This window comes from Stutzerimonas stutzeri, from assembly GCF_000935215.1.
Lineage (GTDB): Bacteria > Pseudomonadota > Gammaproteobacteria > Pseudomonadales > Pseudomonadaceae > Stutzerimonas.
Genome location: NZ_JXXD01000027.1, coordinates 26,797 through 46,517, shown reverse-complemented (window position 1 = coordinate 46,517; position 19,721 = coordinate 26,797). Strand labels below are relative to the sequence as shown.

Annotated in this window: 14 protein-coding genes and 2 pseudogenes; 12 read left to right on the top strand and 4 right to left on the bottom strand. The window is 66.1% G+C overall.

Going from position 1 to position 19,721, the window contains the following annotated elements:
- The first annotated feature begins 124 nt into the window (after positions 1-124).
- The 5 genes and pseudogenes from LO50_RS25635 to LO50_RS04385 all read left to right on the top strand — a co-directional run bounded on the left by LO50_RS25635 (position 125) and on the right by LO50_RS04385 (position 7,034).
- Positions 125-2,996: pseudogene (locus tag LO50_RS25635) on the top strand (CHASE3 domain-containing protein).
- Entirely contained in the window at positions 2,993-3,382 is a 390-nt protein-coding gene (locus tag LO50_RS04400) for a response regulator transcription factor (RefSeq protein WP_044314236.1), read from the top strand. The pseudogene LO50_RS25635 and the gene LO50_RS04400 overlap by 4 nt, the downstream one beginning before the upstream one ends.
- On the top strand, positions 3,379-4,515 hold the full coding sequence (locus tag LO50_RS04395) for a YaiO family outer membrane beta-barrel protein (RefSeq protein ID WP_044314235.1): 1,137 nt from the start codon (positions 3,379-3,381) through the stop codon (positions 4,513-4,515). Before LO50_RS04400 ends, LO50_RS04395 begins: the two co-directional genes overlap by 4 nt.
- Positions 4,505-5,629, top strand: coding sequence for a HEAT repeat domain-containing protein (locus LO50_RS04390; RefSeq protein WP_044314234.1), 1,125 nt, complete (start codon positions 4,505-4,507; stop codon positions 5,627-5,629). Before LO50_RS04395 ends, LO50_RS04390 begins: the two co-directional genes overlap by 11 nt.
- A pseudogene (locus LO50_RS04385) lies at positions 5,626-7,034 on the top strand (glycosyltransferase family 2 protein). The gene LO50_RS04390 and the pseudogene LO50_RS04385 overlap by 4 nt, the downstream one beginning before the upstream one ends.
- A 100-nt stretch (positions 7,035-7,134) precedes the next feature.
- On the opposite strand, the gene LO50_RS04380 reads toward LO50_RS04385, so the two are convergent.
- On the bottom strand, positions 7,135-8,628 hold the full coding sequence (locus LO50_RS04380; RefSeq protein WP_044314233.1) for an aldehyde dehydrogenase: 1,494 nt from the start codon (positions 8,626-8,628) through the stop codon (positions 7,135-7,137).
- Between the two features lie 191 nt (positions 8,629-8,819).
- Here LO50_RS04380 and aptA point away from each other — a divergent pair, with 191 nt between their 5' ends.
- Positions 8,820-10,145, top strand: coding sequence for an omega-aminotransferase AptA (gene aptA / locus LO50_RS04375; RefSeq protein WP_044314232.1), 1,326 nt, complete (start codon positions 8,820-8,822; stop codon positions 10,143-10,145).
- A 51-nt stretch (positions 10,146-10,196) separates the two neighbouring features.
- Here aptA and znuA read toward each other — a convergent pair whose 3' ends face one another.
- Positions 10,197-11,222, bottom strand: a complete 1,026-nt coding sequence (znuA, locus tag LO50_RS04370; RefSeq protein WP_044314231.1) for a zinc ABC transporter substrate-binding protein ZnuA — start codon at positions 11,220-11,222, stop codon at positions 10,197-10,199.
- Positions 11,223-11,286: 64 nt separating this feature from the next.
- Between znuA and zur the strand changes: the two genes are divergently transcribed.
- From zur to LO50_RS04350, 4 genes are read left to right on the top strand one after another with little or no spacing between them, the layout of a single operon-like run.
- Complete coding sequence (gene zur / locus LO50_RS04365; protein ID WP_044314230.1) at positions 11,287-11,772, top strand: zinc uptake transcriptional repressor Zur; 486 nt, start codon at positions 11,287-11,289, stop codon at positions 11,770-11,772.
- Positions 11,769-12,539 carry a zinc ABC transporter ATP-binding protein ZnuC gene (gene znuC / locus LO50_RS04360; protein ID WP_023445753.1) on the top strand — a complete coding sequence of 257 codons (771 nt, stop codon included), beginning with the start codon at positions 11,769-11,771 and terminating at the stop codon, positions 12,537-12,539. Before zur ends, znuC begins: the two co-directional genes overlap by 4 nt.
- Positions 12,540-12,551: 12 nt before the next feature.
- A complete protein-coding gene (gene znuB / locus LO50_RS04355) occupies positions 12,552-13,337 on the top strand; it encodes a zinc ABC transporter permease subunit ZnuB (RefSeq protein ID WP_044314229.1) in 786 nt (261 codons plus the stop codon).
- Positions 13,338-13,341: 4 nt separating this feature from the next.
- Positions 13,342-13,854, top strand: a complete 513-nt coding sequence (locus tag LO50_RS04350; protein ID WP_044314228.1) for a YgjP-like metallopeptidase domain-containing protein — start codon at positions 13,342-13,344, stop codon at positions 13,852-13,854.
- 42 nt (positions 13,855-13,896) lie between these two features.
- Here LO50_RS04350 and LO50_RS04345 read toward each other — a convergent pair whose 3' ends face one another.
- Both LO50_RS04345 and katE read right to left on the bottom strand, forming a co-directional pair.
- The gene (locus LO50_RS04345; protein WP_044314227.1) at positions 13,897-15,384 is read right to left on the bottom strand and encodes a DASS family sodium-coupled anion symporter; all 1,488 of its coding nucleotides are present in this window, start codon (positions 15,382-15,384) and stop codon (positions 13,897-13,899) included.
- Between the two features lie 199 nt (positions 15,385-15,583).
- Positions 15,584-17,719 (bottom strand): catalase HPII, encoded by a 2,136-nt coding sequence (gene katE, locus LO50_RS04340; protein WP_044314226.1) that lies wholly within the window; start codon positions 17,717-17,719, stop codon positions 15,584-15,586.
- Positions 17,720-17,983: 264 nt separating this feature from the next.
- Here katE and LO50_RS04335 point away from each other — a divergent pair, with 264 nt between their 5' ends.
- Positions 17,984-18,991 (top strand): methionine ABC transporter ATP-binding protein, encoded by a 1,008-nt coding sequence (locus LO50_RS04335; protein ID WP_044314225.1) that lies wholly within the window; start codon positions 17,984-17,986, stop codon positions 18,989-18,991.
- Positions 18,991-19,668, top strand: coding sequence for a methionine ABC transporter permease (locus LO50_RS04330; RefSeq protein ID WP_044314224.1), 678 nt, complete (start codon positions 18,991-18,993; stop codon positions 19,666-19,668). Before LO50_RS04335 ends, LO50_RS04330 begins: the two co-directional genes overlap by 1 nt.
- Positions 19,669-19,721 lie beyond the last annotated feature (53 nt).

Below are 19,721 nucleotides of genomic sequence, written 5' to 3'. Positions count from 1 at the left end.
CCCTTTCGGCGGCGAACCGCTGTGGTTCGTGCAGGTCTGACTACACTGAGTTCATCCCGGTGACCACGCGGTAGCGAGGCAACTGGGGATTCTGTGCAGTCATCCCCGGCGGAAGGAGTCCGATTTGCCCGCAAGACTCGCGATCGGTTGGCATTCAATCGCCTTTCTCGCTGCGTTTCTGTTGCTCGTCGCGCTTGGCTGGCAAGGCAAGCGCACGCAGGAAGCGCTGTTGCAGACCAATCGCTCGGTCAGCCACAGCCTGGAAATCATCACCTCGGTCCAGGCGATCTTTTCTTCGTTACAGGACATCGAAACCGGTTCGCGCGGTTTCATCCTCACCGGCGACCCCACCTATCTCGAACCCTACGAACGTGGCCTCAGACAACTGGAAGGCAACCGACGCAGCCTGCAGCGCCAGGTCGAAGGACGTGATTATCCCGACCGACGCTGGTTCCGGACCCTCGATGCGACCATCGCCGACCGCCTCGAAGTTGCCGCCGGCAACATGCAAACCCGCCGCGAGGCCGGGCTGCAGGCTGCCGTGGAGCGTCTGCGCGAGGCCGGCGGGCACCTGCTGATGGACCGCCTGCGCGCACTGCTCAACGCCGTCGAGCAGCACGAGCGCAGCCACCTGGCCGCCGCCAGCGCAGCCGTGGCACGCACCACCGAGCGCGCGCAGCAACTGGCACTGATCGGCACGCTGGTGGTGATCGGGCTGTTTCTGGCGGCCTTCTGGGCCTTGCAGCGGAATCTGCAGATTCGCCAGCAGCTCGCCCGCAGCGCCCAGGCCGGCGAGGCACGCCTCGGGGCGCTGCTGCAGGCCATCCCGGACCACCTCTACGCGGTCGATGAGCGGCAGCAGGTGTCGAGCATTTCGCGAGGCACCCCGCGCCGCGCACCGCCGCCGGAAGCGATCGAACCCTTGCTCATCGAGCTGCTCAATCAGACCGACGAGGGCGCACTGCGCCAGAAGACCTGGTGCGAGCTGCAGACCCAGCGCACCTTCGAGGTTCGTCTGACGCCCACCGGGCTGGGCGATCATCTGGCCATCGCGCGCGACGTCAGCGAACTGCAGCGCAACCGCGACAGCCTGCATGACCAGCAGGTCTTTCTCCGCCGCGTGGTCGACACCGACGAGAACCTGATCTTCGTTCGCGACGCCCAGGGTCGTTTCCTGCTCTGCAATTCGGCGCTCGCGGCCCTGCTGGACGTGCGCCCGCAGGACATCGAGCAGCGCCGCCCCGACGAGGTGCCGTCTGCCGTGCGGCTGCAACCGCTGCTGCTGGGTGACGAAGAGCTGGCCGAACTGGCGGGAGGCAGCGGCGATCTGCGCAGCACCGAGGTCGCGCTGACCGATGCCCATGGCGCGGAGCACTGGTTCCAGGTGGTCAAGCGCCCGCTGCGGATCTCGACACGTACCTGTCATGTGGTCACGGTGGCGGTGGACATCTCCCTGCGCCGACGCATGGATGAAAACGGAATTCATCTCGACGGTCAGCCACGAACTGCGCACGCCGCTGACCGCCATCCGCGGCGCCCTCGGTATGCTGATCGGAGGCATTGCCGGACATATCGGCGACGACGCCCGCCCGCTGCTGGATATCGCTCACAAGAACAGCGAACGCCTGGTGCGCCTGATCAACGACATCCTCGACATCGAAAAACTCGAAGCCGGACGCCTGGCCTTCAACTTCGGCCACCATGACGTGCGCGCGCTGGTGCAGCAGGCGCTGTCGGATATCCAGCCGTACGCCCGCGACTACGACGTCAATCTCACGCTGGTGGGCGCCGATGAGTCGCTGTCGAGCGAAGCCATGGTCGACCCCGACCGCTTCGCCCAGGTGATGGCCAACCTGCTGTCCAACGCGATCAAGCATTCCCCCGCCGGCGGCAGCGTGACGGTCGATCTACGTCACCATGACAACGTGCTGGAACTCGGCGTACAGGATCAGGGGCCGGGGATTCCGGAGGCTTTCCGTGGGCGCATCTTCGAGCGCTTCGCCCAGGCCGATTCCTCCGACGCCCGCCAGCGCGGCGGCACCGGGCTGGGACTGGCGATCACCCGCTCGCTGGTGCAGCAGATGCACGGACAGATCGGTTTCGACTCCCAGGAAGGTCACGGCTCGCGCTTCTGGCTGCAGCTGCCGCTGGAGGTGCGATCCGCGGCGCCGCTGCAGCGCCCCACTACGCCGCCAGCCAGAGCAACCCAGCCTGACAATGCTGCGTTGATCCTCATCCTCGAGCCGGACACCCATGCGGCCGAGCAGCTGGCCGCGGCGCTGCAGCAGCATGGCTACGCGACCTTGATCAGCGGCACCGCAGCCGAGGCACGCCGGCTGTTGCAGCAGTTCGACATCGAGGCACTGACCCTCAGCCCGGCGCTGGATGACGAAAACAGCGCGGCCTTCCTGCAGAGCCTGCGCAGCCAGCACAACTACCGCAACCTGCCGGTGCTGATCGTCAGCCTGCAGCCGCAGCGCCGCGATGACGACGACGGCACGCTGCGCGGCGGCGCGGTGGGCGTGATCGACTGGCTGCACAAACCGATCGACCCCTCGCGGGTGATGGACGTCATCCGCGCTTGTCTGCAGCTGGGTGGACACCGGCCGCGCATCCTGCACGTCGAGGACGATGACGACCTGCGGGTGCTGCTGGCCAGGCAGATTGCCGTGCTCGACGTCGACCTTTCCGGCGCCGCGACGCTGCACGAAGCGCGCGAGCTGATCGCGGCACAGACGTTCGACCTGGCCATCATCGACCTGATGCTGCCGGACGGTCAGGGTACCGAGCTGTTCGACCAGCTCGCGCAGAGCGTCCCACCGCCGCCGGTGATCATCTTTTCCGCGCTCGACACCCCGATTCAGGACGACCGCCTGGCGCTGCGCCAACTGGTGAAATCCCGTCACGACGGCGATGAGCTGGCCAGGCTGATCCAGCACCTGCTGCAACACTGGCCGCCGGGGCACACACACGAAACCGACGAGGCTCACCCATGAGCGAATCCGCCAGCAAACGCATTCTCATGGTGGAAGACGAAGAAGACATCGCCTTTCTCATCCGCTACATGCTCGAACGTCACGGCTTCGTGGTCGACCACGCCGCCGATGGGCGGCAGGCACTGGAGTACTTCGCTCAGGGCGAGCCGCCGGACCTGACGCTGATGGACATCATGCTGCCCTACCATGACGGCCTGGAACTCATCGAACGGCTGCGGGCGCAGCCCGGCTGGGACAGCGTGCCGGTGCTGATGCTGACGGCCAAGGCCCGTGAAGTGGACATCGTCCGAGCACTGGAACTCGGCGCCGACGACTACGTGACCAAGCCCTTCCAGCCGGAGGAACTGCTGGCGCGCATCCGCCGACTGCTGAGGGGCCGCCGATGAAGCGAGCGGCCATGCTGATTGCCCTGGCGCTGCCATGCAGTGCGGCGCTGGCGGACGTCGCTACCGCCGAGCGGCAGGTCCAGGCGCAACAACTGGACGCGGCCGAGGCCACGCTGCAGGCGCATCTGGCCGGGCAGCCGGACGACACCGCGGCGCAGTTCCTGCTCGCCCGCGTATTGAGCTGGCAAGGCCGCCCTGAACAGGCGCTGCCGATCTATCGCCGCCTGCTGCAGCAACAGCCGGACAACGCCGACTATCTGCTCGGCGAGGGCCAGGCGCTACTCTGGGCCGGTCATCCGCAACGGGCGCTGGAATCGCTCGAGCGCGCCGCCCAGCTCGCCCCGGACTATGCCGAGGTGCAGCAGGTGATCCAGCAGGCCCGTGCTGCGCTGACCGTGCCCAGCACCGCAGCGGCGCCCGTGCCGGTGGTCGACGCCGCGACCAGGCGACGCCACGAACTGGAAATCTCCGCTCGCCAGGACTGGCTCGACAGCGGCTTTGACAACTGGCGCAGCCAGCGCCTGGACTACGCCTCGACGAAACCGGAGAGTCTCGGCTGGTATGGCGCGCTGACACGCGAGCAACGCTTCGGCGAGTGGGACGAAGGCGTCGAAGCCGGCGCCGTCATTGCGCTGGACGAGAACTGGACCCTGCAACCGGAGGTCGGCTACCAGCCGTCGCCCTATTTCCTTCCCGAGTGGCATGCCGATCTGCGCCTGCAGCGGCGGCTACCGGACGGTTACCTCGGCGCCGTCAGTGTCCGCCGCACCGAGTACGAGACCACCCGGGTCGACCGCCTGGCGCTGAGCGCCGAACGCTACTGGAACGCCTGGCGCGCCGGCTACACGCTGAACGTCACCGATGTCGCCAATGCCGGAACGCCGATCGGTCATGACCTAGCGCTGGACTACTACTACCAGGGCCTGAGCTACGCCGGCCTGCGCCTGACCGTCGGCGAGGAAGAAGCGGTGGAGGAACAGCAGCTGATCACCAGCGACGTGCGCGCCATCAGCCTGCAAGGTCGCCACTGGTTCGACAGCCGCTGGGCGCTGAGCTGGGAAATCGGCCATCACCAGCAGGGCAGCTACTACGACCGGCAATGGCTGCAGCTCGGCCTGCGTCATGCTTTCTGAATGGCTGGCGCGCTGCCCCCACTGGCTGTGCGAAGCATCGGCGAACGCCTGGGCGCAGCTCTGGCAGGAAGACCGCATGCTGCAACTGGCGCTGTACTGCGCCTTCGGCCTCGGCGCACTGACGGTGCTGGTGCTGCTGCAGGTTCTGCTGCTCGGTGAGGTATCACGCCGGCGCACCGTACGCCGGCAGCAGTTCAACGAACAGTGGCGGCCCTTCTTCGCCCTCTGCAGCTTGAGCGACGAACTCCCGCCCAGCCATGCGCCATTGCCACGGCGGCGACAGCTGTGGTTCCTGCTGCAGTGGAACCGCACCCAGCTACAGTTGCGCGGGGCCGCACGCGAGCGCATGAACCGCGCGCTGATCGCTCTGGGCATGGACCGCCAGGCCTTGATCCTGCTGCGCGGGAGAGTGCGCAGCAAGCTGATCGGCCTGACCTGCCTGCGGCATCTGGCTGACCCCGCGCACTGGCAGGCGGTGCAACCGCTACTGCTGAGCCGCAACTCCATCGTCGCCCTCTCCGCCGCCCAGACCCTGGTGGCGATGGACGCCAGCAAAGCCATGGCGCTGATCCTGCCGGCGGCGGTGAATCGCCCCGACTGGGCGCTGCCGCGGCTGATCAGTCTCTGCCAGCAGGCTGGCGAACAGGCCGTGACCACGCCGCTGCTGATCGTGCTGTCCTCCTCGGAAGATCCGCGTCGCGAGCGTCTGGTTCCCCTGCTCGTGCAGGGCGATCCCCGCCACGCCGCGCCTTGGGCCCGTGCCCGGCTGGACGAAGGCGCACCGGCAGAATATCTGCAGGTAGCGCTGCGCTGCCTGTGCGAACTCGGCGACCCGCGCGACCGCCACCGCCTGCTACGCGCCCTGCAGCATGAACAGGACACCGTGCGTCTGGCGGCGCTGCAGGCATTGCACAAACAGGCACGCCGCGAAGACAGCGAACTGTTCCTGCCGCTGCTATCGGACAGCAGCTGGTGGGTGCGCCAGGCGGCGGCCGACAGCCTCGCGGCGATGCCGGGCGCAACGCTGGAGGGGCTGCAGCATATGCTTGAACAGGTTCGTGATCGTTACGGCAGGGACGCCCTGCGCCGCGCCATCGCGGAGGTGCGCCGGTGACCGATACCTGGCTGTGGTGGTTGCAGATCGCATTCATCCTCTATTTCCTGCTGCTCAACGGCATGTACCTGCTGCTCAACATGCTGTCGATGGCAAGCCTCATGGGCTACATCCGGCAACGGGCGGAAACCGGCGAATTGGCGCCCTACCTGGGTGTGGAGCCTCCGGTATCGGTGCTGATGCCGGCGTTCAACGAGGAAGCGACCATCCGCACCTCGGTGCGCTCGATGCTGCAGCTGCAGTATCCCGAGTTCGAGATCGTGGTGATCAACGACGGTTCGAAGGACAACACCCTCGCCGTGCTGATCGAGGAATTCGACCTGGTGCCGCACCCCGAGCCGCTGCGCCAGGCCGTGGCCCACCAACCGGTGCAGGCCATCTCATCTATCGTTCGCGGCGCTACGCCAATCTGCGGGTGGTGGACAAGGCCAACGGCGGCAAGGCCGATGCGTTGAATGCCGGTATCAATGCCGCGCGCTACGGCCTGTTCTGCGGTGTCGACGCCGACTCGATCCTGCAGCGCGATAGCCTCCTGCGCGTGGTGCAGCCCTTCCTCGAGGACGAACGCACCATCGCCGCCGGCGGCACCGTGCGCATCGCCAACGGCTCGCAGGTGCGCGGCGGCTTTCTTATCCAGGCCGGGTTGCCACGCAACTGGCTGGCGCGCTTCCAGATCGTCGAATACCTGCGTGCGTTTCTCTTCGGCCGTCTCGGCTGGTCGCCGCTCAATGCCGTGCTGATCATCTCCGGCGCCTTTGGCCTGTTCGACCGCGAACGGGTGATGGCGGTCGGCGGCTATCGCACCGATACCGTCGGCGAGGACATGGAGCTGGTGGTGCGGCTGCATCGCTATCACCGCGAGAAACGCATCCCCTACCGCATCCGTTACCTGCCGGACCCGATCTGCTGGACCGAATGCCCGGAAGACCTCGGCACCCTGGGCCGCCAGCGCAGCCGCTGGCAACGCGGCCTGGCCGAAAGCCTGAGCCGGCATGCGCGGCTGGCCTTCAGCCTGCGTGGCGGCACGCCGGGCTGGTTGGCCTGGCCGTTCATGGCGCTGTTCGAATGGATCGGCCCGCTGATCGAGCTGGTCGGCTACGGCTTCATGCTCGCCGGCTTCGCCTTCGGCGCGGTGTCCTACGCGGCGCTGGCGGCCTTCCTGCTGGTGGCGATCGGCATGGGCATCCTGCTGTCGGTCAACGGCCTGCTGCTGGAAACCATGTCGTTCCGCGTCTACAGCCGTCGGCGCGACATGCTGCAGCTGTTTCTGATGGCCGTGCTGGAAAACTTCGGCTACCGCCAGCTGAATACCGTCTGGCGCTGCCGCGGGCTCTGGCAATGGTTCTCGCGTCGCAAGCACCACTGGGGCGCAATGCGCCGCAGCGGGCAGTGGGGGCAAAGCTAGCTGAATGCTCAAAAAACCGTAGGGTGGATCACGCTTCATCGATCCACCATGGCTGTGCAACAAGGTGGATGTAAAAAGCGACACCCACCTACGGATGCCGTCAGAGCTGGATCCAGGTCGCCTTCAGCTCGGTGTACTTGTCGAAGGCGTGCAGCGACTTGTCGCGGCCGTTGCCGGACTGCTTGAAGCCGCCGAACGGCGCGGTCATGTCGCCGCCATCGTACTGGTTGACCCACACGCTGCCGGCGCGCAGCGCCCGGGCGGTGCGGTGCGCCTTGGACAGGTCGGCGGTCCACACCGCCGCGGCCAGGCCATAGGGCGTGTCGTTGGCGATCGCGATCGCTTCCTCGGCGCTGTCGAAGGTGATCACCGACAGCACCGGACCGAAAATTTCCTCCTGCGCGATCTTCATCGCGTTGTCGACGCCATCGAAGATGGTCGGCTCGACGTACAGCCCGCCGGTTTCCTCCAGCGTACGCTGGCCGCCGATCAGCACCTGCGCACCCGCCCCACGACCGGCTTCGATATAGCCGAGTACGGTGTTCAGCTGCTGGGTATCCACCAGCGCGCCGACGTTGGTCGCCGGATCCAGCGGATTGCCCGGTTTCCAGCCCTTGAGGGCCTCGACCACCATGGGCAGGAAGCGCTCCCTGATCGAACGCTCCACCAGCAGGCGCGAGCCGGCGGTGCAGACCTCGCCCTGGTTAAAGGCAATGGCGCCGGCCGCAGCCTGAGCTGCTGCTTCGAGATCGGGCGCGTCGGCAAAGACGATGTTCGGGCTCTTGCCGCCGGCCTCCAGCCAGACGCGCTTCATGTTCGATTCGCCGGCATAGATCATCAGCTGCTTGGCGACCCGCGTGGAACCGGTGAAGACCAGGGTATCGACGTCCATGTGCAGCGCCAGCGCCTTGCCGACGGTGTGGCCGTAGCCCGGCAGCACGTTGAGCACGCCGGCCGGAATGCCGGCGTCGATCGCCAGCTGGGCAATGCGGATGGCGGTCAGCGGCGACTTCTCGGAGGGCTTGAGCACCACCGAATTGCCGGTGGCCAGCGCCGGGCCGAGCTTCCAGCAGGCCATCATCAGCGGGAAATTCCACGGCACGATAGCCGCCACCACGCCGACCGGCTCGCGGGTAACCAGGCCCAGCTGGTCGTGGGGCGTGGCCGCCACTTCGTCGTAGATCTTGTCGATCGCCTCGCCGCTCCAGCGCAGCGCCCGCGCGGCGCCGGGGATGTCCACCGCCAGCGAGTCGCCGATCGGCTTGCCCATGTCGAGGGTCTCCAGCAGCGCCAGCTCCTCGCGGTGGGCTTCCAGCAGATCGGCAAAGCGGATCAGCACCGCCTTGCGCTTGGCCGGTGCCAAACGCGACCAGCTGCCGGCATCGAATGCGGCACGGGCACTGGCCACCGCGCGCTCGGCGTCGGCCTGGTCGCAGCTGGCGACCTGCGCCAGCACCCGCCCGTCCACCGGACTGATGCAGTCGAACTGGCCGCCGTCCGCCGCGGCGCAATACTCACCCTGGATAAAGGCGCGACCTTCGATGTGCAGGTCGCGGGCACGCTGTTGCCAGTCGGCGAGGGTCAGGGTGGGCATGGTGCATCCTCTCTAGTCAGGTCTTCGGGCTGTGGAAAAGGCACCCTAAACCAGCGGCGCGGACCCTATCAATATTTTTTACGAACGGCCGGTCTATCGCCTTGTTTTGTTCGTTTTATTAAACATAGACTCGATGAAAACCCTGCGGCTCGCCGTCGCAGCATAGCCGCTCGCCACCCGGAGCCAGCCCCATGTCACAGGATTTCCATCCCAACGCCTCGCCCGATCACTTCTGGATGCCCTTCACCGCCAACCGCCAGTTCAAGGCCACGCCGCGCCTGCTGGAGAGCGCCGAGGGCATGTATTACACGGCGAGCGACGGCCGCCAGGTACTCGACGGCACGGCCGGGCTCTGGTGCTGCAATGCCGGCCATGGCCGGCGCGAGATCAGCGAAGCGGTGAGCAAGCAGATCGCCAAGATGGACTTCGCGCCGACCTTTCAGATGGGCCATCCGCTACCTTTCGAGCTGGCCGAGAAACTCGCCGCCATCAGCCCCGAAGGACTGAACCGGGTGTTCTTCACCAACTCCGGATCGGAGTCGGCGGATACCGCGCTGAAGATCGCCCTGGCCTATCAGCGCGCCATCGGTCAGGGCTCGCGTACGCGGCTGATCGGCCGCGAGCTGGCCTATCACGGCGTCGGTTTCGGCGGCATGTCGGTGGGCGGCATGGCCAACAACCGCCGCGCCTTCGGCCCGATGCTGCCGGGCGTCGATCACCTGCCGCACACCCTCGATCTGCAGCGCAACGCCTTCAGCCGCGGCCTGCCGCAGCATGGCGTGGAGCGCGCCGATGAACTGGAGCGGCTGGTGGTGCTGCATGGCGCGGAGAACATCGCCGCGGTGATCGTCGAGCCGATGTCCGGCTCGGCCGGGGTCATCCTGCCGCCGGTGGGCTATCTGCAGCGTCTGCGCGAGATCACCGCCAAGCACGGCATCCTGCTGATCTTCGATGAGGTCATCACCGGCTTCGGCCGTGTCGGCGAAGCCTTCGCCGCCCAGCGCTGGGGCGTGGCGCCGGACATCCTCACCTGCGCCAAGGGCCTGACCAACGGCGCGATTCCCATGGGCGCGGTGCTGGTCGCCGACCACCTGTTCGATGCGTTCATGAAGGGACCGGAAAGCGTCATCGAGTTCTTCCACGGCTACACCTACTCCGGGCATCCGGTGGCCTGCGCAGCGGCACTGGCGACCCAGCAGATCTATCAGCAGGAGAACCTGTTCCAGAAGGCCATCGACCTGGAGCCCTACTGGCAGGAAGCACTGTTCAGCCTCAGGGACCTGCCCAACGTGATCGACATCCGCACGGTCGGGCTGGTCGCGGGTATCCAGTTCGCTGCCCATGCCGATGGCGTCGGCAAGCGCGGTTACGAGGTGTTCCGGGAATGTTTCGAGAAGGGCCTGCTGGTACGCGCCAGCGGCGACACCATTGCGCTGTCGCCGGCGCTGATCGTCGAGAAGGCCGAGATCGACCAGATGATGGAGTTGCTCGCCGACGGTATCCGCAAGGCTGGCTGACATAGCGCTGCGGGAGGCAACCCGGCCTGTCAGATCAGGCCGGGCCCGGTATCACAGCGACTCCAGGCAGTCCGCCAGGGTGTCGCCGAGGCCTTCCAGCAACTTTTCGTAGCCCTGCGCATCGGTCGCCAGGCCGACACCGAGCACGTCCAGCTCCGCCATCTTCACCGGCAAGCCGGCGGTCAGCGTTTCAGCCAGTCGCGGACGCGCCGGCGGTTCGCTGAATACGCAGCTCGGCCCGGCCTGCTGCAAGCGTTCGCGCATCGCCGCGACATGCCGGGCGCCGGGTTGCGACTCGCCACCGGCACTGAACACGCCGGCATGGCGCAGGCCGTAGGCCGCCTCGAAGTAGTCGTAGGCCTCGTGGAAAACGAAGAACGGCTTGTTCTGCACCTTGCTGAAGCGCTGCTTGAGGCGGGCGTCGAGCGCCTCGATGCGCTGGGCGAAGGCCGCCGAGTTGGCCTGGTAGCGCTGTGCGTTGGCCGGGTCGGCGGCGGCCAGGTCAGCGGCCATGCGCTCGGCGATGATCAGGGCGTTGGCTGGCAGCAGCCACAGGTGCGCATCGAGCGTGCCCGGCCGATGGTCATGGTCGTGCTCGTCGGCATGGGCGGTCTCGCCATGTGCGGCTTCGTCATGCTCGTGAGCATCATGGTCATGGCCGTCGTGATCGTCGTGATCGTCGTGATCGTCGTGATCGTCGTGATCGTGATGTTCAGCCTCGTCGTCCGCGTGCGCATCACCAAAACGACGCAGAGTCAGTTTTGGCACGTCCTGCACCGCTACGGTCGTGCCTTCACGAGCGCTCAGTGCGCGCGGCAGGAAGCTCTCCAGATCCGGGCCGATCCAGTAGAACAGCTGCGCATCGCGGATACGCCGTACGTCGGACGGTCGCAGCGAGTAATGATGCGCCGAAGCGCTGGCCGGCAGCAGAACGTCAGGCTCACCGACGCCATCCTGAACCGCCGCGGCGATCAGCTGCAGCGGCTTGATGCTGGTCAGCACGCGGACTTCGGCGTGGGCGGACGCGGCGCCAGCAACCAGCGCCGCGAGCAAGGGAAGGGAAAAAAGACGATTCACGGGCGTCACTCGTACGGGGGGAATTGGTACATAATAACGTCTCTACCCCAACACGTCGCCGCTCATGTCCAAGACCCCGCTGGCCTGTACGCCCCACGACCATGACCATTGCGTCAGCCACGCGCTGGCCGAAGCCGACAGCCTCTGCGCGCGCCAGGGCGTACGCCTGACCGCCCTGCGCAAGCGTGTGCTGGAGCTGGTCTGGCAAAGCCACAGGCCGCTCGGCGCCTACGACATCCTCGCCGTACTGAGCGAGCAGGATGGCCGCCGCGCCGCGCCGCCCACCGTCTACCGCGCGCTGGATTTCCTGCTGGAGAACGGCCTGGTGCATCGCATCGCGTCGCTCAACGCCTTCATCGGCTGCAACCGTCCGGAGCATCCACACCAGGGCCAGTTCCTCATCTGCCGGCACTGCCACACCGCCATCGAACTCGAGCAACGCGCCATCGCCGAGGCCATCGACAGCGCCGCCGCCAGCGTCGGCTTCGCCGTCGAGGGGCAGACCGTGGAAGTGGTCGGCCTCTGCTCAAACTGCCGGAAAGCCGCATGAGCGAGGTGCTGCTGCGGCTGGATGACATCCACGTGCGCTTCGCCAACCAGAACGTGCTGGAAGGCGCGCAACTGCAGGTGCATCGCGGCGAGATCGTCACCCTGATCGGCCCCAATGGCGCCGGCAAGACCACGCTGGTACGGGCAGTGCTCGGCCTGCTGAAACCCGATCGCGGCCAGGTCTGGCGCAAGCCGAAGCTGCGTGTCGGCTACATGCCGCAGAAGCTCCACGTGGACCCCACCCTGCCCTTGTCGGTGCTGCGCTTTTTGCGCCTGGTGCCCGGCGTCGACCGTGCCCGTGCGTTGGCGGCGCTGGGCGAAGTCGGTGCCGAACACGTCATCGACAGCCCGCTGCAGAAGATTTCCGGCGGCGAGATGCAGCGTGTGCTGCTCGCCCGCGCCCTGCTGCGCGAACCGGAACTGCTAGTGCTGGATGAACCCGTACAGGGTGTGGACGTGGCTGGCCAGGCCGAGCTGTACCGGTTGATCGGCGTACTGCGCGACCGTTACGGCTGCGGCGTGCTGATGGTTTCCCACGACCTGCATCTGGTGATGAGCGCCACCGACCAGGTGGTCTGCCTCAATCGCCACGTCTGCTGCTCGGGGCATCCGGAGCAGGTCAGCAGCGACCCGGCCTTCGTCGAGCTGTTCGGCCAGGACGCACGCAGCCTGGCGATCTACCACCACCAGCACGATCACAGCCACGACCTGCACGGCAGCGTGGTGACCGGCAAACCCCACGTCCACGGCCCGAACTGCAAGCACTAGACAGAGCCTCCGATGCCCGATTTCCTTCTCAACGCCCTGCTCGCCGGCCTCGCCCTGGCGCTGGTCGCCGGCCAGCTCGGCTCTTTCGTCGTCTGGCGGCGCATGGCCTATTTCGGCGACACCCTGTCCCACGCCGCGCTGTTCGGCGTCGCCCTCGGGCTGATGCTCGACGTCAACCTGACCCTGGCGGTGACCGTCGGCTGCGTGCTGCTCGCGCTCTTGCTGGTCACCCTGCAGCAGCGCCAGCCGCTGGCCTCGGACACGCTGCTCGGCATCCTCGCCCACAGCACGCTGTCGCTGGGCCTGGTGTCGCTGAGCTTCATGGATGACGTGCGCATCGACCTGATGGGCTATCTGTTCGGCGATCTGCTCGCCGTGGGACCGAGCGACCTGGCCTGGATCATCGGCGGCAGCGCCCTGGTGCTGCTGATGCTAATTCCGCTGTGGCGGCCACTCTTGGCGATCACCGTGCACGAGGAGCTGGCCAAGGTCGAAGGGTTGCCGGTGGCCGGTATCCGCCTGGCGCTGATGCTGCTGATCGCCGTGGTGATCGCCGTGGCGATGAAGATCGTCGGCGTGCTGCTGATCACCTCGCTGCTGATCATTCCTGCCGCCGCGGCGCAACGCCATGCGCGCACGCCGGAGCAGATGGCCTTCGGTGCCAGCCTGCTGGGTATCGTCGCGGTGTGCCTGGGGCTGACGCTGTCGTGGTACGAGGACACCCCGGCCGGGCCGTCCATCGTGGTCAGCGCCGCCGCGTTGTTCCTGCTCAGCTTCGCCTGGCCGAAGCGGGCCTGAGGCCATGACCGATCTCAAGTACCTGCGCGGCTACCCCGAGCCGCTGCTGGCTCAGGTACGCCAGCTGATCGCCGACAACCGCCTGGGCGAGTACCTCGAGCGGCGCTACCCCGGCCGCCATCAGGTGCAGAGCGACAAGGCGCTGTATGGTTACGTGCAGCAGCTCAAGCAGGACCACCTGAAAAGCGCGCCGCCGATCGACAAGGTGCTCTATGACAATCGCCTCGACCTGACCCATCGCGCGCTGGGCCTGCATACCGCGGTGTCACGGGTGCAGGGTGGCAAGCTCAAGGCGAAAAAGGAGATCCGCGTCGCCGCACTGTTTCGCGAGGCAGCGCCGGAATTCCTCAAGATGATCGTGGTGCATGAGCTCGCCCACCTGCGCGAAAGCGAGCACAACCGCGCCTTCTACAAGCTCTGCGAACACATGCTGCCCGGCTACGGGCAGATCGAGTTCGATCTGCGCCTGTTCCTGCACTGGCGCGAGCTGGAGGCGCTACCGGGCAAGAACGCCTAGCGCATCAGTGCTGCCAGGCGTCGATCCGAAATGTAGGGCTGCTCAGATCCAACCCAGCCAGCGCCACCAGGTCATCGCGAACAGCAACATGCTCAGATAGCCGATCAGCGTTACCAGCACGCCGACCTTGGCGAATTGCCGGGCGCTGAAGGTCTCGGTGCCCAGGCAAACCATGTTCTGCGGCGCGTTGATCGGCAGGATAAAGCCATAGCTGACCACGAAGCCGAGCAGCATGGTCATCCCCAGCCGGCTGAAATCCCCTGGCAGGCTGAGCAACACCGAGATCAGGATCGGCAGCATGGCCGAGGTCAGCGCCGTGGCACTGGCAAAGCCCAGGTGGATCACGATGAGGAAGGCGCCGAGAATGGCGAAGATGCCCAGCGGCCCAACCACGCCAAGCCCGGTATGAGCGCCCACCTGCGCGCCGAGCCACTGTCCGGCCTGGGTCGTGAGCAATACCGTGCCGAGGCTGATCCCGACACCAAAGACGATCACCGTGCCCCAAGGCACTCGCGTCTGAACCTCCTTCCAGTTCATCACGCCGATGCGCGGCAGCATCAGGATCACCAGGCCCGCGTAGGTGGTGCTGGTGGTGTCGAAACTGTGCAGCTTGCCCTCGGTGGCCCAGCACAGCAGCAACCCGATGGACACGGCGAGCAGGCGTTTCTGCGCCGAGGTCATCGGCCCAAGTTCGGCGAGCGAGCGTGCCACGGCTTCCTTGCCACCGGCTATCCGCTCGGTTTCCGGCGGCAGCAGCTTGAGCACGATGAACAGCAGCACGAAGGACATCAGCACGGCCCAGGGTGCGCCGGCGATGAGCCAGTCGATCCAGCTGACTCGCTCACCCAGCAGTTTGTCCATGAAGCCCACCAGCAGCAGGTTCTGCGCCGCTGCGGTCTGGATGCCGATGTTCCAGATGCTGGTGCCCTGGGCGACGATGATCATCATGCCGGCGGCGAAGTTCGAACGCTTGTCGATCCCGAATGCGGTGATGATGCCAAGCATGATCGGCACCACGCAGGCGGCGCGCGCCGTGGCGCTGGGGACAACCAGGCTGAGCAGGACGATGACCACCAGCGTGCCGCCGAGGATATGCCGCGAACTGGTGCCGACCCTGGATAGGGTCATCAGCGCAATGCGCCGGTCGAGCCCGGTCAGGGTCATCGCCGCAGCGATGAACAGGGCTCCGGCTACCAGCGCCAATGCCGGATTGGCGAAGCCGGAAAGCCCCATGCCGATCGCCTTTGAGGTGCCGTAGACGACCTCGGGGTTTTCCAGCGTAGGCGCCGTACCGATGAGGAACGCCAGCAGCGCGGTGATCATGATCGCGCTGACCTCATAGGACACCGCTTCGGTGATCCACACCACCACCGCGAACACCAGGATGGCCAGAACTCGCTGGCCGGCCACGGGCAGATCGGCCGGCAACGGCATCAGCAGCACGCCAATCAGTGCCAGTACGGCCACCAACAGACCGATCGGGATGCCGAGCAGACCTTGGCGAAGGGCTACGTTAGGGGTATCGCTCATGGTATGGCTCCATCCGCTGACAGACGCCTTCAGCATGGGCAAGCCAGATCAGCGAGACCATGACCTGTGTCTATTGCGGGCCTTTGCGGCGAGTTAACCAAGTAAAAAAAGCAGAACGCCGGTATGCGCCGGCGTTCTGTGTCGATGGCTCGCCGCCAGGTTCGAGCGGGCTGGTGCTCGCTCGAACCTCGCGCAAACCTCAGGCGGGGATGGCCTCCGCGGCGGCCTCGCGGGACCAGACGCGATGCTGGCCAAGCGCCTGGGCGAAGTTGCCGAACACACCGTCCACATCGTCACCCTCCAGCAGACCGCTGTCGGGTTGCAGGCCGAGCGATGCCAGCAGCGGCCGCGCCGCACCGAGCATGACGATAGGTTTCAGGTGCTTGTAGGCCTCCAGCACGTAGTGCTTGGCCTCGCCGGACTTGGCCATGGCCGCCGCCGCATCGGCGCCGCCGGGGACGAACACGGCGTCGAACATCACCGAGGGCATGCCATCCATCGCGGCGTCGACCGGCAGCATCTTGCCGTCCGCCGTTTTCACCGGCGCCGGTGACGGGCCGATGATCTTTGCCAGCGCGCCCTCCGAGGCCAGCTTGGCCTTGAACGCATCGATCGCCGCACCATCGACGCCGTTCGCTACCAGGATGGCCACCTTGCGCGACTTGATGTTGCCCGGTGCATGGTTCATCAGGCTCAGCGCCGGCGAATCCTGCGGGGTTGGCGTCTTCGGCGTCACGGTCGGTGCGCTCGGCGCCGGCAGACCCAGGTTCTCGGCGACACGGCGGGCCAGCTCCAGGTCGATATTGGCGAGGATCTCGTTGACCTGGCGTTCGCGGATGAACACCCGCTCCACCTTGCCCAGCTCGAAGGTGTAGGCGCCGATGATGTGCTCCTTCTCCGGCGCGCTCATGCTGTTCCAGAACAGCGTCGCCTGGGAGAAGTGGTCGCCGAAGGATTCGCTGCGGTTGCGGATCTTGTGGCCCTCGACCCGCTCCGGATAGCTCTCGAAGCCGCCGCCCTGGGCCGCCGGCGGGGTTTCCTTGGGCCAGCCACTGTCGATCGAGTTGGGCTCGTAGTTGGCGCGGCCCTTGTGGATCGTCTGGCGATGGAAGGCGTCGCGCTGGTTGTTGTGGAACGGGCACAACGGACGGTTGATCGGGATCTCGTGGAAGTTCGGCCCACCGAGACGCAGCAGCTGGGTGTCGGTGTAGGAGAACAGCCGGCCCTGCAGCAGCGGGTCATTGGTGAAGTCGATGCCCGGCACGATGTGGCCAATGTGGAAGGCGGCCTGCTCGGTCTCGGCGAAGAAGTTGTCCGGGTTGCGGTTGAGGGTCATCTTGCCGAGCTTCTGCACCGGCACCAGCTCCTCGGGAATGAGCTTGGTTGGGTCGAGCAGGTCGAAATCGAACTTGTGCTCGTCGGCCTCTTCCACCACCTGCACGCCCAGCTCCCACTCGAAGTAGTCGCCCATCTCGATGGACTCCCACATGTCGCGGCGATTGAAGTCCGGGTCCTTGCCGGCAATCTTCAGCGTCTCGTCCCAGACCAGCGAGAAGGCGCCCGCGACCGGCTTCCAGTGAAACTTGACGAAGCGGCTGACGCCCTCGGCGTTGATCAGGCGGAAGGTGTGCACGCCAAAGCCTTCCATCGCCCGGAAGCTGCGCGGCAGGGCGCGGTCGGACATGGTCCAGAGCACCATGTGCGCCGATTCCGGGGTCAACGAGACGAAGTCCCAGAAGCTGTCGTGAGCCGACTGTGCCTGCGGGATCTCGTTGTGCGGCTCGGGTTTCACCGCATGCACGAAGTCCGGAAACTTGATCGCGTCCTGAATGAAGAACACTGGCATGTTGTTGCCGACCAGATCGAAGTTGCCCTCGTCGGTGTAGAACTTGGTGGCGAAGCCGCGCACGTCGCGCACGGTGTCTGCCGAGCCGCGCGAGCCCTGCACAGTGGAGAAGCGCGTGAAGACCGGGGTTTCCTTGCCTTCGGCGGCGAGGAACGAGGCCTTGGTCAGCCAGCTGTGGTCGGCGTAGCTGACGAACACACCGTGCGCCGCCGAACCACGCGCATGCACGATGCGCTCGGGGATGCGCTCGTGGTCAAAGTGGGTGAGCTTCTCGCGCATGATGAAGTCTTCGAGCAGCGAGGGCCCACGGTCGCCGGCCTTGAGGGTGTTCTGGTTGTCGGCGATCTTTACGCCCTGGTTGGTGCGCAGCGCCTCGCCGGTGGCGTCGCTGCGAAATTCTTCCAGTTGGTCGAGCTTGGCGTTGTGGTTGGCACGGTCGACGGTATCGGTGCCGGCCAGCTCGCTCTGTTTAGGGGTCTTTTCGGTCATGATGGGCCTCCATTAGCGGTGAGCTGAACCGCGAACGATCGGGCCACGGTCTGGACCTGATGCGTGATCAATTCACGGCGTACCGGTTAGTGACCCCCATAGCGGCTACATGGTTGCCGGCCGAACCGATTTGCTTTGGCTATAAGCCCGATGCATTTGCTCAATCGGAACGGCACAGACAAGCGACCTCGCCGGCAAACGGGTAGAATGCCCGGCTTTCGCCGAATATCCCGGCAACGAACGCCGCACCCACAAGGTTCGCCCGTGATCGAATTCCATCAAGTCCACAAAACCTATCGGACCGGCGGCAGAGACGTCCCTGCCCTGCAGCCGACGCAGCTGGAGATCGCCTCCGGTGAAGTCTTCGGCCTGATCGGCCATTCTGGCGCCGGCAAGAGCACGCTGCTGCGTCTGATCAACCGCCTCGAGGAACCCTCCGGGGGGCGCATCCTGGTCAACGGCGAAGATGTCACCGCGCTGGAGGCCGACGGCCTGCGGCGCTTCCGCCAGCGCGTCGGGATGATCTTCCAGCACTTCAACCTGCTGATGTCCAAGACCGTGGCCGACAACGTCGCCATGCCGCTGCGCCTGGCCGGCATCCGCTCGCGCAGTGAGATCGACGCCCGCGTCGCCGCCCTGCTCGACCGTGTCGGCCTCAAGGACCACGCGCGCAAGTATCCGGCGCAGCTCTCCGGTGGTCAGAAGCAGCGCGTCGGTATTGCCCGTGCGCTGGCCACCGAGCCGAGCATCCTGCTCTGCGACGAGGCGACCAGCGCCCTCGATCCGCAGACCACCGCCTCGGTGCTGCAGCTGCTGGCCGAGATCAACCGCGAGCTGAAGCTGACCATCGTGCTGATCACCCACGAGATGGACGTGATCCGCCGCGTCTGCGACCGCGTCGCGGTGATGGATGCCGGTGCCATCGTCGAACAGGGGCCGGTCACCGAGGTGTTCCTGCATCCCAAGCATCCGACTACCCAGCGCTTCGTGCTGGAAGACGAGGCGATGGATGAAAGCGAGCTGCACGACGATTTCGCTCATGTGCCGGGTCGCATCCTGCGCCTGACCTTCCAGGGCGACGCCACCTACAAGCCTCTGCTGGGCACGGTCGCCCGTGAAACCGGGGTCGACTACAGCATCCTGTCCGGGCGCATCGACCGCATCAAGGACACCCCCTACGGCCAGCTCACGCTGGCGCTGATCGGCGGTGACATGGCAGCGGCAATGGCACAACTGCAGGCCGCTGACGTGCATGTGGAGGTATTGCGCTGATGGACGCGTTGTTTAGTTCTTTGTTGGGCAATGTCGACTGGTACGAAATCTGGCTGGCCACCCTGGACACTCTGCTGATGCTCGGCGGCTCGCTGCTGTTCACCATCCTTCTCGGCCTGCCGCTGGGCGTGCTGCTGTTTCTCTGCGGCCCGCGTCAGCTGTTCGAAAATGCCCCGCTGTATGCCGCGCTGTCCTTCGTGGTCAACGTGCTGCGCTCGCTGCCGTTCATCATTCTCTTGATCGTGATGATTCCCTTCACCGTGCTGATCACCGGCACCTCACTGGGCGTGGCCGGGGCCATTCCACCGCTGGTGGTGGGCGCCGCCCCGTTCTTCGCGCGCCTGGTGGAAACCGCGCTGCGCGAGGTGGACCGCGGCATCATCGAGGCGACCCAGGCGATGGGTGCCACGACGCGGCAGATCATCTTCAGCGCATTGCTGCCGGAAGCGCGTCCGGGCATCATCGCCGCCATTACCGTCACCGCCATCACCCTGGTGTCCTACACCGCAATGGCCGGTGTGGTGGGTGCCGGCGGCCTCGGCGACCTGGCCATCCGCTTCGGCTACCAGCGCTTCCAGACCGACGTGATGGTCGTCACCGTGGTCCTGCTGCTGGTGCTGGTGCAGGTGCTGCAAAGCGTCGGCGACAGGCTGGTCACCCATTTTTCGCGTAAATGAACCATCAGCAGGCCGTTGAAAAAACGTAGGCGAGGCAGGCAAGACAAGGCGCT

What these genes read in the sequence shown, in the direction of transcription:
- LO50_RS04400 (WP_044314236.1), top strand. Translation starts at nt 2,993, where the DNA reads ATGAGCGAATCCGCCAGCAAACGCATTCTCATGGTGGAAGACGAAGAA.
- LO50_RS04395 (WP_044314235.1), top strand. Translation starts at nt 3,379, where the DNA reads ATGAAGCGAGCGGCCATGCTGATTGCCCTGGCGCTGCCATGCAGTGCG.
- LO50_RS04390 (WP_044314234.1), top strand. Translation starts at nt 4,505, where the DNA reads ATGCTTTCTGAATGGCTGGCGCGCTGCCCCCACTGGCTGTGCGAAGCA.
- LO50_RS04380 (WP_044314233.1), bottom strand. Translation starts at nt 8,628, where the DNA reads ATGCCCACCCTGACCCTCGCCGACTGGCAACAGCGTGCCCGCGACCTG.
- aptA (WP_044314232.1), top strand. Translation starts at nt 8,820, where the DNA reads ATGTCACAGGATTTCCATCCCAACGCCTCGCCCGATCACTTCTGGATG.
- zur (WP_044314230.1), top strand. Translation starts at nt 11,287, where the DNA reads ATGTCCAAGACCCCGCTGGCCTGTACGCCCCACGACCATGACCATTGC.
- znuC (WP_023445753.1), top strand. Translation starts at nt 11,769, where the DNA reads ATGAGCGAGGTGCTGCTGCGGCTGGATGACATCCACGTGCGCTTCGCC.
- znuB (WP_044314229.1), top strand. Translation starts at nt 12,552, where the DNA reads ATGCCCGATTTCCTTCTCAACGCCCTGCTCGCCGGCCTCGCCCTGGCG.
- LO50_RS04350 (WP_044314228.1), top strand. Translation starts at nt 13,342, where the DNA reads ATGACCGATCTCAAGTACCTGCGCGGCTACCCCGAGCCGCTGCTGGCT.
- LO50_RS04345 (WP_044314227.1), bottom strand. Translation starts at nt 15,384, where the DNA reads ATGAGCGATACCCCTAACGTAGCCCTTCGCCAAGGTCTGCTCGGCATC.
- katE (WP_044314226.1), bottom strand. Translation starts at nt 17,719, where the DNA reads ATGACCGAAAAGACCCCTAAACAGAGCGAGCTGGCCGGCACCGATACC.
- LO50_RS04330 (WP_044314224.1), top strand. Translation starts at nt 18,991, where the DNA reads ATGGACGCGTTGTTTAGTTCTTTGTTGGGCAATGTCGACTGGTACGAA.